Origin of the sequence: Clostridium subterminale (assembly GCF_039521425.1) — a bacterium.
Classification (GTDB): domain Bacteria; phylum Bacillota; class Clostridia; order Clostridiales; family Clostridiaceae; genus Clostridium_J; species Clostridium_J subterminale.
In genome coordinates this window covers 663,381-675,721 of record NZ_BAAACI010000006.1, presented here as the reverse complement: position 1 = coordinate 675,721, position 12,341 = coordinate 663,381, and the positions used below count along the sequence as shown (strand labels likewise).

The 12,341-nt window shown below is 29.0% G+C and carries 12 protein-coding genes; 3 read left to right on the top strand and 9 right to left on the bottom strand.

The features are described 5' to 3' along the window. Positions 1-115 precede the first annotated feature (115 nt). On the top strand, positions 116-868 hold the full coding sequence (ygiD, locus tag ABDZ93_RS12130; RefSeq protein ID WP_343826661.1) for a 4,5-DOPA-extradiol-dioxygenase: 753 nt from the start codon (positions 116-118) through the stop codon (positions 866-868). 93 nt (positions 869-961) lie between these two features. Here ygiD and ABDZ93_RS12125 read toward each other — a convergent pair whose 3' ends face one another. The 4 genes from ABDZ93_RS12125 to ABDZ93_RS12110 all read right to left on the bottom strand — a co-directional run bounded on the left by ABDZ93_RS12125 (position 962) and on the right by ABDZ93_RS12110 (position 6,545). After that, positions 962-1,294 carry a PadR family transcriptional regulator gene (locus ABDZ93_RS12125; RefSeq protein ID WP_343826660.1) on the bottom strand — a complete coding sequence of 111 codons (333 nt, stop codon included), beginning with the start codon at positions 1,292-1,294 and terminating at the stop codon, positions 962-964. 12 nt (positions 1,295-1,306) lie between these two features. Beyond that, complete coding sequence (locus ABDZ93_RS12120; protein WP_343826659.1) at positions 1,307-1,987, bottom strand: DUF1129 domain-containing protein; 681 nt, start codon at positions 1,985-1,987, stop codon at positions 1,307-1,309. 208 nt (positions 1,988-2,195) lie between these two features. Then, positions 2,196-5,612, bottom strand: coding sequence for a collagenase (locus tag ABDZ93_RS12115; protein ID WP_343826658.1), 3,417 nt, complete (start codon positions 5,610-5,612; stop codon positions 2,196-2,198). 291 nt (positions 5,613-5,903) lie between these two features. After that, complete coding sequence (locus ABDZ93_RS12110; protein WP_343826657.1) at positions 5,904-6,545, bottom strand: lactate utilization protein; 642 nt, start codon at positions 6,543-6,545, stop codon at positions 5,904-5,906. 662 nt (positions 6,546-7,207) lie between these two features. On the opposite strand from ABDZ93_RS12110, the gene ABDZ93_RS12105 reads away from it, so the two are divergent. Then, a complete protein-coding gene (locus tag ABDZ93_RS12105) occupies positions 7,208-7,372 on the top strand; it encodes a hypothetical protein (protein ID WP_167402990.1) in 165 nt (54 codons plus the stop codon). A 76-nt stretch (positions 7,373-7,448) separates the two neighbouring features. Here ABDZ93_RS12105 and ABDZ93_RS12100 read toward each other — a convergent pair whose 3' ends face one another. The 4 genes from ABDZ93_RS12100 to ABDZ93_RS12085 form a co-directional block, all read right to left on the bottom strand. Continuing rightward, on the bottom strand, positions 7,449-8,486 hold the full coding sequence (locus ABDZ93_RS12100; protein WP_343826656.1) for an MBL fold metallo-hydrolase: 1,038 nt from the start codon (positions 8,484-8,486) through the stop codon (positions 7,449-7,451). Positions 8,487-8,641: 155 nt separating this feature from the next. Continuing rightward, positions 8,642-9,427, bottom strand: a complete 786-nt coding sequence (locus tag ABDZ93_RS12095; RefSeq protein WP_343826655.1) for a hypothetical protein — start codon at positions 9,425-9,427, stop codon at positions 8,642-8,644. Positions 9,428-9,496: 69 nt separating this feature from the next. Next, positions 9,497-9,805, bottom strand: a complete 309-nt coding sequence (locus ABDZ93_RS12090) for a nucleoside triphosphate pyrophosphohydrolase (RefSeq protein WP_343826654.1) — start codon at positions 9,803-9,805, stop codon at positions 9,497-9,499. After that, on the bottom strand, positions 9,805-10,350 hold the full coding sequence (locus tag ABDZ93_RS12085; RefSeq protein WP_343826653.1) for a nitroreductase family protein: 546 nt from the start codon (positions 10,348-10,350) through the stop codon (positions 9,805-9,807). Before ABDZ93_RS12085 ends, ABDZ93_RS12090 begins: the two co-directional genes overlap by 1 nt. A 208-nt stretch (positions 10,351-10,558) precedes the next feature. Between ABDZ93_RS12085 and ABDZ93_RS12080 the strand changes: the two genes are divergently transcribed. After that, on the top strand, positions 10,559-10,882 hold the full coding sequence (locus ABDZ93_RS12080) for a hypothetical protein (protein WP_343826652.1): 324 nt from the start codon (positions 10,559-10,561) through the stop codon (positions 10,880-10,882). Positions 10,883-10,919: 37 nt separating this feature from the next. Here the strand turns inward: ABDZ93_RS12080 and brnQ are convergent, their stop codons facing one another. Next, complete coding sequence (gene brnQ / locus ABDZ93_RS12075) at positions 10,920-12,224, bottom strand: branched-chain amino acid transport system II carrier protein (protein WP_343826651.1); 1,305 nt, start codon at positions 12,222-12,224, stop codon at positions 10,920-10,922. Positions 12,225-12,341: the final 117 nt, after the last annotated feature.

Sequence of the window (12,341 nt, the reverse complement as noted above, 5' to 3'; positions counted from 1 at the left end):
TACCACTTACTTTTTTATGATATATTTTGAACAAAATAATTATTAAATATATTTCACCTTATTTTTGATATAATAAAATTAAGTTATATAATAAAGTATATTAAGGAGTGATATTATGAAATTCCCAATCGGTTTTATAGGTCATGGTTCACCAATGAATATCATAACTGACAATAGCTACACAAAAAGTATTTATAATATCTGTGAGACTCTACCTACACCAAAGGCAATAATGGTGGTTACTGCTCACTGGATGTCAGACGGTGCTACTGCAGTTACTACATCCCAAAATCCAGAACTTATATATGATTTTTATGGTTTTCCAAATGAATTATATGAAATAAAATACCCTTGTCCAGGTTTTCCTGAAATCAGTAAAATGCTTAAAGATCTTGACATAAAACCTATTGATACATATGGTCTTGACCATGGAGTTTGGTCAGTCTTAAAACATATGTATCCAAAGGCTGATGTTCCTGTAGTAGCCCTTAGTATTGATATGGCACAACCTGCTATATACCATTACGATATGGGTAAAAAATTAAAATTTTTAAGAGAGCATGATATTTTGGTATTAGGTAGTGGAAACATTGTCCATAATTTATACTTGGCAGATATGAATTATGATACTACTCCATATCAATGGGCTATTGATTTTGAAAATGAAGTAGTAACAAATCTAAAATCAAGAAATTTTGAATCCTTAATTGAATATGGCGATAAAAAAAATAACGCCATTCCTACTAAGGATCACTATTTGCCATTACTATATATACTTGGCATGGTGGATAAAAGTGACACAATAGAAATACTCTATAAAGGTATTCAAAATAAATCTATATCAATGTTAAGCTTTTTATTTAAATAATAGTTTAACATTACCTCCACCATAGTTGTACTAATATATAAGGATTTTATGGTTATATAAACTATTGAATATATTGAAATATTAAGAAATATATTACTGAATATTTCCTTTAATTATATCATTTATATTTTTACTCATATATTCCCAAGTATCCACAAAATCCTTTAGTTCTTCACGGCCTTTATCCGTTAAGCTATAATATTTCCTAGCTGGACCAAATGGCGATTCCTTCATAGTTGATGATATAAAGCCATTCTTTTGTAACCGTGTATATAATGGATATAATGTTCCTTCAGAAATGTCAGTGAATCCATTTTCCTTTAATATTCTAGCAATATCATATCCATAAATTTCATCCTTTAAATCTATAATTTTAAGAACACAGCCCTCTAAGCTTCCCTTTAATAACTGTGATTTATTATTCATGATTTCCTCCTTCTATTGATTTCTATTTTCAAGGAAATACTGTATCAAATAAATAATTATAAGTATACCCATGAATATTAAATAATTAACATCAAAAAGTACCTTTGTTAAAAACAATTTAGTTAATACAAATATGGCTGTTAGACCACAGAAGCCTATCCATAATAAAAATGTAATTTTTCTATCTGTTTTTTTATCATCTTCCTTAAAAACCTTATTCATATATGGTATATTAGATAATAAATAATTAGTTATTATAATTACAAGCACTGTATTCACTAACATTGAAACTGTTACTGAAACTGTAAAAAGCGTTGTTTTATTTACCCACCCTTTAATTAATTGTCCAATAAACATTTCAAATACACCTGTAAAAATAATCAGTATTATTGGTAGTTTAGAAATCTTCCAGTACACTTTTTCCAGTGTAGAGTACCCCCCTATTGTTTCTGATATAAACTCATCACAAAAGGAATTTATATCACTATTTCCTAGTATTTCTTCTACCTCAATTCCTCTTTCCTCAGCTTGTAAAAACAAATCTAGACAATGGTGTATGAAATCTTCAGCATCATGATCATTAATATTTGAAAAACGTATTTTAAATAATATATTTTCAAACTTTTCCTCATTTTCTTTACTTAGTTTACCAATAAATTTATTAACCTCTTCTATATACTGTTTTGTTTTCATAAACTTCCCCTCCAAAACTAAATTTACAGTACCATCTATCACAAGGTATCTTGCAATGCATAATAGTATTTTTCTATATTGTATTGCAAGGTAGCATTTTTGTCAATAAAAAAGCTTCAACTACATTTTAAATCTTATATTGCAGTTGAAACTTTATTATTTATCAAGTATAAAAAACTATAAATTTAGTTATACTATTAAACTTGAGCTATCTTTGTCTTATACCATCAACCTTAATAGTATAGTCAACACTGCTAGAGTTATTTAAAGAGTATAGTTTAATAAAATATTTACCAGGTGCAGCCTTAAAGCTTCCACTAGTTCCATCTTCTTCACTATTCTGACTCCAGCAAACATAATTATTTAAGTTATCTGATTTACACACTATCCAAGTGTATCCTTGCTGAGCACTTCCAACCTTTATATTTACATTAGATGCAGTATCTACATCAAAGTAAAAAACGTCAGTGTCTCCACCTGTAGGTAGTTTTCCTTTTGCATCAATGTTGTTGTATATAGCTACATTTGCAGATTCAAAGCTATTGTTTGGTTCTACTTCTATAATATTGCTTGGCACTTCTGGGTCATTATTATAGGACTTTATACCATTGATATTTATGCTATAGTTTCCATTTTCTATAGCTTCATCTGTTGAGTATAGTTTAATATAATACTTTCCTGGAGTAGCACTAAAGCTTCCTTTACTTATATTTCCTTCGGTGTATTGCTTCCAACATACGTAATTGTCTAAATCATTCTCTTTAGAAACTATCCATGTTATTTTAGATGAATTTTCTGTAATCTTTATATCAACTTCACCAGCATTATCTACTTCAAAAGCAAATGTATCCTCATCATTAGCACTTTGTATGGTACCAGTTACATCTTTATTATTCGCTATAAAGTAATTAGCCTGATTATAATCGTTATTGGGTTCTACTTCTGAATTTATTCCATTTTCTCCAGATGTTTTACTAGCTTTAATATTAAATGTTGTTTCTCCAATGGCACCTTTGTTATCTGTAACTTTAAGGCTAACAACATAATTTCCTTCTTTATTATAAGAGTGAGTTGGATTTTTAGTTGAACTTGTAGATCCATCTCCAAAATTCCAATCATAGGCTACTATAAATCCATCTGAATCTGTAGATTTATCTGCACTAAATGAAACCGTCTTATTTACTTCTACATTATCTGGAGCATCTATACTTGCAGTAGGAACTTTATTTTCAGGATTTACTGAGCTATCATTTAAAAGGCCTTTAAATACTAAGTTATATTCATATTTACCATTGACAACTTTATAATCAGTAAAATAACAAGTTACTGTTTCGTAGCCTGTCCAACCTTTTAATAATAGGTTTTTGAGCATTTCATTAGCTCTTTGATTCATTTCAACATTATCTTGTAATCCTCCCTTTGAAATTCCACCTACATACTTACCAGATATCTTAAATGTGTTGAAATCTGATGAATAAGTTTTATCTTTATTTACACCACTAATTCTACTTATACTTACTATGTCGGAAGAAATCTCTTCTATAGTTCTTTTAGGATGAACCTTTGTATAACTATCTGATACCAATGGCGTTCCTATAGTAGTATCTCCTATTAATTGTCGCATATATTGTTGATATGCTACGTTTTTATTTGAGTCAGCCTTTAACTGTGAAATGAAATTTCTATATGCTTTTATATCAGTATTAATCACATAATCATTTATTTTATTTAATGATTCCATATCATTATTATACATGTAGCTTACAAGGGCAAAGCCATAATTATAGAATTGCCATCCACTATTGTATCCAGAAGATATAGTTTGACTTAATGTGAATCTGTTGGCTTCTTCCTTTGCAAGTTGATTCACTATAGCTTCTCTTGGTTTCACTCCTTCTGTACGAGTAGATCCAGCAAAGAACTCTGCTGAACCTTCTTCAAACCAAGTTAAATCTTCATTTTCATAAAACGGACCTTGTCCCCATAAACCATGAACTAAATATCTACCCTGTAGATAGTGAGTAAATTCATGTCTAAATAGTTCTTCTAAGCTATAAATACTTTCTTGAATTGTTCTTTCGTAAGTGTAAAAAGTTCCTATAGGTTCTATATATATTCCACCATTATCTGTACTAACATTACCTAAATATTGATTCATTTTATACTCTGATGGCGAGTTGAAGATTTTTATAGTTAAAACATTATCTTTATTTCCTGCTTCTAAAACTTTATCACTTCCAATATTTCTAAAGAATTGAGCTTCAACTTCCTTTGCTGCCCAATAAAGTCTTTTTGCCTTTTCTTCTGAAACATTAGAGCCAACTTGCATTACTATTGAGCCATTATCAAAAGTATACTTATTAGGTAGGTACTTGTTATAACCTTCTTCTTTAAGTTGTGTATAGTTTATATTTTCTCCACGTGAGTTGATTCCTTTATATAGATAATCAATTCTTTCTGCTGCTATAAAAAATTTCTCTGAATACTTATTTGAAGTATCCATAACATCAGTTAATAATCCAATTGCCATCTTCGGATTGCTATGGAATACACCTAGTTCTCCTATTTGGTAAATGGCATTATTAACCAACCACTGGTTACCACTACTAGCATTTTTCATTAATGCTATTTCTTTTAATTCATTTATAAAGGCATCAATTTTACCATAGTAAGGCATTGTTGCAGGATCTTTTCCGTAGGCTGCAGAAGTTAAATCATAGGATATACCTTTAATTACTCCATAGATAGCATTAGCCTTTGATAAATCAGTGCCATATGTCTCTATGTTGATTTTATAATCTCTTAATAGTGCTGCTGACTTATTAACTACTTCCACACTGGAAGATGCATTTCCAATTAAAGATCCAAAACTTTCAATGACACCGTTTTGAAGTTTATTTCCAAATTTAAAGTTAGGATTCGCAATCATTGAGTTTAATGCTGGTAAGCAAAAATCTTTAAAGTTTCTGTCATTTAAATAACTTAACCCAGTATTATAGTAGCCCAAATAGAATCCTGATCTTAAAACCTCCACTATAGTCGGAATACCATTGTTATTAGTGCCTGTAAAAGTTTTAGCTCTTGTATCTAAAGCATCTATTATATACTTTACACGAGCTCTATCACCATAAAATTCTTGTGAATCTGCAGAATACTTAAATAGTCCATCGATATTTCTCCACTCTAAGGATGCAATAGTATTAACCATTTCTTGATAGCTCATCGCTGAAAGTTCTTTTAAGGTATAGTTGCGCTGAGCTTCAATTACCTTTTTATCTACACTCTTCTCTTCTGAAGGTTTAAGTAAACTGACATCATCTACTTTAGTCTCTGCTAATGTTTTAGCTTGAATAATTTCTTCATTATTTGAAATCCCATCTTTTAATACTCCATATGGTTTTGGCTTTTGTTCTAAATTTTGCTTTAAACTATCCTTATTATTTTCTGCTGCTATATTAATTGGTATCTTGTCCATATCTTCCATAGTCATGGCCATAACTCCAGTCGATGTATTTACCACCATAAATACACTTAAACATGCTAATGAAGTATTTCGCTTAAAATTTTTCCTTCCCATAAATCGAATTAAATTTTCAATTAATGTAATTTTAATGTTTTTATTCATTTTAATACCTCCATTGTATTTTTTTGTATTTTATATAATTATACTACCTTCATGAATAATTACAATGTTTTTTAATCATTTTTTATATAATTGTGAATATTTTTTATATTTTTTCAATATTTCAAAATACTATAATAAATTTACATATAAATATTTTCTATAAACAAAAAAATCCTTACATCAATCTATTACGTTGGTATAAGGATTCATTAAAGTCTATTATAGTATTGCAGACTATATAAATAATTTAAAAATTCATGTTCTATACGAACTATACATTATTTAAAATTATCAATAACCTAGTTGTTCTCCCACAATAATTACTTTTATTCTATTTTTAATAAACTGGCCTCTTATAATTGTAAAATCATTACATATTCTGTTAGGGCTTTTACAATCTACACAATAGCCTAAGGTAGTGCATGGAGTATCTTTATTTAACCTCTTTGCATCAATAGGAGCTGCATAATTTCTAACCCTTTTTTCTGCCTCCTCGATATCCTTTACAATCTTATTTATTCCAGTTACTAGAATAACTTGCTTTGGACCATATAGCATCGGTGCAACTCTACTTCCATTACCATCAATATTATATAGTTCACCCTCCTCTGTTAATGCATTAGTGCTACACATGAATGTGTTTGTAGAAAAATTTTGCAGATAAATTTCCTTCTTATCTTCACTAGTAATACCGTCTCTATACTTGTCCAAAAATACATAATTACCTTTGCGTAGAAAATCTATAACTCCTGTTTCAAAAAGTGTCATGGAGTCCCCTACACCTACTGTAGATTTTTCATCTATAAGTCCCTTTAAAATCATCATTAACTCACTTTTATCTTTAACAAAGAAGCCCTCCATGTTTCTTTTTCTTAAGTTTTTTATAGTTCTATCAATTTGCTTCTCCATATACCATAAAGTACTATTATCCATTTAAATCATTCCTTTCTAAAATAGAAGCTTATATCTTTAGTTACTTCTATGTTAACTTAGACTTCTCTAAGAATTCATATGCATATTATCTACAACATTTATAAAATAATAAATCTTGTGCAGAAAATAAAATTTCAGATTTTTTCCAGAATACATTTTATATAATATAATATACATAAATTATATTATATATCTGATATATAAGTTTTTAGATCATCGCAATTAAAACTCCCTTCATTTTTCCATAAGTATGTTGTACTACTTATTAATTCATTAACTAAATATACATAATTTACAGCCAATTTAACACTTACTTAACAACTTTTAAAATTTATTGTAAATACTTATTTTTGCTAATTTATTTAGATTGTTTTATGTTAAAATATAACTATAATATTACTTACATTAAAATTTTACGTTTTACATTTTCATTTAATTTTAAACTCTTATAAGGTGAATGCTGGTTATGTTTTACGTTTCCATTTCCAGCATTTATCTTATAAACCAAGTATATAAGTAAAGAATATACCATAAATGTATATATATGAGTAGTGCTCATTTAATTAAAGTACTACTTTTTTTATTTTGGCATATCTTAACTTTTTTTAGTCATAACTCATCCTTTCTATAAATATATTTTTAAAGAAAGGAGTGATGAGAAAATGGGTAAGCAAAGAAGAGGTAAGGTTATTAAGAAAATAGTTGGTTGGAGAGGTACATGTCCCCTATGTGGTAGAAAAAGAGTAAAGCTGGTTTGGACTAAGAAATGTGAAGACGGAAAAACTATAAACATCTGTAAAATCTGTTCATCAACAGTAGCTCAATAATTTTAGAACTTAAAAGGATGTTTTGAAATAACCTTATTTCTAAACATCCTTTATGTTTATTTTAAAACTCACTCTTTTAACTTTCTTTAATATACTTAACTATTGCCCATACTAATCCTTTATTTGATATAACATAATAAATCTTTCCATCTTGATATAATTTATTTATCATTTCAAGCTTTTCAAGATAAACTAAATGAGACATACACTCCCCTAGTGCAAAGAATCTTTGAGTTATCGGGAAGTCTTCCCAGTTTTTAATTGTTATACTCCAGTGCATTCTTCCTGCAATTTCATAAGGTGAAAGCTTTTCTCCATTCGCCAAAATATCCATAATTTCCTCTAACCTAAGATCATAATGGTCCTTGAGTTCTCTTATTCTCTTTTTAGTATTCCTTATAATAGCTCTATGAGAAGACAGTGTCACGTCTATAGGTAGAGATGCAACTCTATCTAAGCTATCAAAGTATTCTTGTAAAGGGTTTTCCATCCACTGTTCAAGGCTATAGGTTATGTTTGGAGTTATCTTTGCTAATATTAAATCTCCACCAATTAAAATCCTATGGTTTTTTTCATATAAACAGCAATGAGCTGGAGTATGCCCTGGAGTCAAAATACACTTAAACTCATACTTTCCTACCGTTAATATTTCTCCATCTTTGATATCTGTATAGGTTGGCTCAGTGAAGCTTTCCTCAAAACCTTCTTGATCTCTTAGAGCTTTTAGAGCTGATACCGCCTTGCCCTTAGGGAATCCCATGGCTTCATTAAATATATTCATTTCTTCCATATAACTTACTTTTCTTAAATTATATATCTCTTCACTTTCTCTTGGATGAATATAAGCCTTATTATTGGAATTTAAAAGAAATGGTACAAGACCCGTATGGTCATCATGAAGATGGGTTAAAAATATATCCGTATTGTCCATATTCACATTCAATTCTTTTAAGCTTTGTCTTAAGCTTTCTAGGGATTTAACCTTACGAAAGCCTGTATCTACAAGTAGATTTCTTTCATTCCCCTTAATTAAATAAGCATTTAGCGCCCTTAAAGGATTGTCTGGAAGTTCTACTTCTATTTGATATATATCTTCAAACAATTCTCTTATCATCAGTATCTCCTTATCTTTTACCTCGTCATTAGAAAGTAAATAAAACCTTTTTATATATTTAAAATTTATATTTCAATGATATTATTAGTAATACTATTATCATATTATTTTGCAACATATTTTATTATAATACTTAAATATTTTATTATCCAGTGCTACTGTAGTATATAGTCCTCTATTGGAATGATTCCTATTGCTGCCATTAACGTAGCATTAAGATTTTCATCTTTTTCTCTTGAATTGTCTTTCACAAATTCTTCTATAGCATCTCTGTTCTTATTCAAACATATAAGAGATTTTATTTCTGGATTTTCTCCTTTATCTATTAATTTTTCATTATGCTGATTTAAAATTTTATCTAGCTCATCTTCATTAATAAGTAAAGACATTTTAAAAATGGCTGATAAAAAATTATCTTTGCCCCCACTCTTTAAAACATAGTGTTTTAACTCTTTTACTAAAGTTTTATCATCTACATCTATTCCTATTTCTTCATTAATTTCTTTTTCAATGTTATGTCTTAAGTCAAAAACATTATTCTTTATATCGTTCTTATCTATGCCACCGCCTATAAATTGAAGCTTTCTTGGAGCTGCAGTGCCTAAATTCATCTCTCCAATAACAAATTTTCCATCTACGGTTTCAATTAAAACAGAAGTGTGAATGACTCTACAATCTGGCTCTACAAATTTCTCTCTATGAATGGTATATAAAAAATGTGCATAATCTGTTTTTGAAACAAAGATGTCTAGTCTTTCATTAGTCTCTTCTATTTTACTTATAGTGTATACATCCCCTCTAAAAAAATCATTACCTTCTTGTTGTAGCTCTTGCCAATGTTTTTCTACTTGGTCACTATAATCCTTGGGTAAAGAAATTTTTTCATTAGTATAGTATGTGTTAACTACCTGATGAAATCTAGAAATAATTGTTCTCCTCATAATTAATCCCCTTTATTACATGATAAAACTATATTTTAATCATAACGACTAAAATATAGCTTATACTTTTTACTTAACAGCCTTAAGAACAACACCGTCCTTAAATCCCCCACGCTGCTTCAACTTCCACTTTCTTTTCTCCAATAGTTCCTCTTCAGAATATCCTAAATTATGAGCTAGTCCAAATAGCACTTCCATAATATCAGCTAGCTCCTCTAAATTTTTATCCTTTAGATATTCATTTACCTCTTCTTTTAGCTTATCTTCTAATAAAGAAGTCATATCCTCCTTAGATGCAATTTCTATATCACACTGATTTCCATCTTCAGCTATCACCTGTGGAATCTTATCTCTTACTAATTTATTATATACTTTCATTATCTACTCCACTGCTCATAATGAACTATTTCTTCTAAACTCTTTCTTGGGCGAGGACTTGGTGCTTCATCTGGATAACCTAAAGTTAATACTGCAACCACATACTTATCATCAGGAATATTTAAAACTGGTCTAAAGTCCTTCTGCTCAAACCAAGCAATCCAACAAGTTCCCAATCCTAAATCTGTAGCCGCAAGTGCCATATGTTCAATTGCAATAGCTGTATCTCTAATAATTTGCTTAACTTCGAATTCCTTACTATATTCATCAATATAAAATCCGTTACTCTTAGGCAACCTTGACTTTATATCTGCAACGCATACAAGGTGCACTGGTGCACTAACCATCCACTTTTGATTATAGGCAGCATTTGCAATTTTTTCTCTATTTTCCAGTTCCTTAACCACAATAATTTGCCATGGCTGTGTATTGCTACCTGAAGGTGCTAGTCTTGCACTATCAAGAATTTGTAATATCTTCTCTTCCTCCACTTGTTTATCCATATATCTTCTTATACTTCTACGATCTTTAATTGATTTAATCATAATTCTACCTCCGACACTACCTTTTATATTCCTATTAAATTATGTAGGTATTCTAACTTTTAAATGCTTATTTACATATATTTATTATAACACGCTTTCCATAATTATATAAATCAACTATAACATTTATTGATCATATTGTATATTTTTGTAATATATAATATGATTAAGATATTATATTTCATATTTTATTTAAAGGAGTTTATTTATGGGGTACAATAATTTTCTATTTATACTTTCAATGATTATGATAATACTTCAAATAATGTATTACATTAATGAAACCGTTGTTGATTTATCAGTAAAACATTATATTTCAGCAATTATTTCTATAATATTTATACTTTCTGATTTAATTCTAATTTTTATTTGGTTTCCTAAATCTATTAATAAAACCATCTATATTTCTTATATCTATACTGATAATTCGCTCAATAAGATTTTATTAGCATTAGGGCTAGCCATTATGATTCTATGGAGCTTAAAACTTTATAAATCTATAAAGGAAATAGGTAAAATTAATAATGAATAAGAATAATACACCTAAAAAACTAAAGTTTAAATCCAAGTTATATTTCTGTAGTTGTTGGAACAAAATTTCCTATTATACCTGCCACTAAAACTGGAACTATCCAGTTAAAACCTAAACTCGCAAATGGAAGTTCATCTACTATTGATATTCCTATGGAACTGCCTATTCCCATATTATTTAAAACCGTTAATACACTTATAAATAAAGCTGTATATGTTGATAAAATAAACACATTATTATTTTTAATTTTTTCTCTAAATAAAGTCAATATTACTAATGTAACTGTTGGTGGATATATGATACTTAATATTGGTGCAGAAAATTTTATTATAGTGCTTACTCCAAAATTCGCTACTACACCACTAAACACGCACACAAATATAACTATATCTCTATATTTCCATTTTCCCTTTGATACCTTATTAAAATACTGAGCTGTTGCAGAAGTAAGACCTATTGCTGTTGTAAGACATGCAAGACCTATTATTATTGCTAATAATATCTTTCCTGGTTTCCCAAGTAATATATCTGTTATATGTACTATTAATGCTGTTTGAGATATTTCCCCTAAGGGGATGTTTGTATATTGCTTTGAAATTGTAGCTCCTAAATAAGTCAGCCCTCCATAGACTAAAACTAGTCCTATTGATGCAACAATAGACGCTTTTAAAGTTAGTTTTATCTTTTCCTTTATGCCCTTATATCCCTTATTAGTTAATGTTGTTATTATAACAGCAGATAAAGCTATGGCTCCTAGTGCATCCATAGTCTGATAACCCTGAAGTACCCCTTCTGCAAATACACTTTCTACTTTTGGTGCTATATTTACAGAATCAATTGGATTTATTATTCCAACTAATATGAGTGATAGAAGAGTTACGAGAAGTATAGGGGTTAAAAACTGACCTATTATATCAATTACCTTAGATGGCTTTATAGATAAGACCAATGTTATAATAAAGAATATTATAGAAAATACTATGGGACTAAATCCATTGAATATTGGTGCAATACCCATTTCATAGGTTGTTGCTGCAGTCCTTGGTATTGCTAAAAGTGGTCCTAAGCATACCATTATAACAGTACCTAAAATTATTGATATTTTTTTACCTATTTTTCCAAAAATTCCATTTATCTCTCCGTTACATTTAGCTGCAGCTATAATTGATAGTATAGCTAAACCTACATCAGCTAAAACAAAGCCAAATAATCCAATAATCCAACTTCTTCCTGATTCTAGTCCTAAAAATGTTGGAAAGATAAGATTTCCTGCTCCAAAAAACATAGCAAATAAAGCAAACCCGACTACTATAGCATCTCTCATCATATCTTTAGTTTTCATTTAATCTACTCCTTAATAAATTCTGTCTTTAACTATACTTTTGTTTAGTATTTACATTAATGTATTCATTAATCCTATATATATATATTATTTAAATATAAATAAAAAAGATCGTCC

Excerpts from the sequence above, each read along its gene's own strand:
- ygiD (WP_343826661.1), top strand. The coding sequence starts at position 116 with ATGAAATTCCCAATCGGTTTTATAGGTCATGGTTCACCAATGAATATC.
- ABDZ93_RS12125 (WP_343826660.1), bottom strand. The coding sequence starts at position 1,294 with ATGAATAATAAATCACAGTTATTAAAGGGAAGCTTAGAGGGCTGTGTT.
- ABDZ93_RS12120 (WP_343826659.1), bottom strand. The coding sequence starts at position 1,987 with ATGAAAACAAAACAGTATATAGAAGAGGTTAATAAATTTATTGGTAAA.
- ABDZ93_RS12115 (WP_343826658.1), bottom strand. The coding sequence starts at position 5,612 with ATGAATAAAAACATTAAAATTACATTAATTGAAAATTTAATTCGATTT.
- ABDZ93_RS12110 (WP_343826657.1), bottom strand. The coding sequence starts at position 6,545 with ATGGATAATAGTACTTTATGGTATATGGAGAAGCAAATTGATAGAACT.
- ABDZ93_RS12105 (WP_167402990.1), top strand. The coding sequence starts at position 7,208 with ATGGGTAAGCAAAGAAGAGGTAAGGTTATTAAGAAAATAGTTGGTTGG.
- ABDZ93_RS12100 (WP_343826656.1), bottom strand. The coding sequence starts at position 8,486 with ATGATAAGAGAATTGTTTGAAGATATATATCAAATAGAAGTAGAACTT.
- ABDZ93_RS12095 (WP_343826655.1), bottom strand. The coding sequence starts at position 9,427 with ATGAGGAGAACAATTATTTCTAGATTTCATCAGGTAGTTAACACATAC.
- ABDZ93_RS12090 (WP_343826654.1), bottom strand. The coding sequence starts at position 9,805 with ATGAAAGTATATAATAAATTAGTAAGAGATAAGATTCCACAGGTGATA.
- ABDZ93_RS12085 (WP_343826653.1), bottom strand. The coding sequence starts at position 10,350 with ATGATTAAATCAATTAAAGATCGTAGAAGTATAAGAAGATATATGGAT.
- ABDZ93_RS12080 (WP_343826652.1), top strand. The coding sequence starts at position 10,559 with ATGGGGTACAATAATTTTCTATTTATACTTTCAATGATTATGATAATA.
- brnQ (WP_343826651.1), bottom strand. The coding sequence starts at position 12,224 with ATGAAAACTAAAGATATGATGAGAGATGCTATAGTAGTCGGGTTTGCT.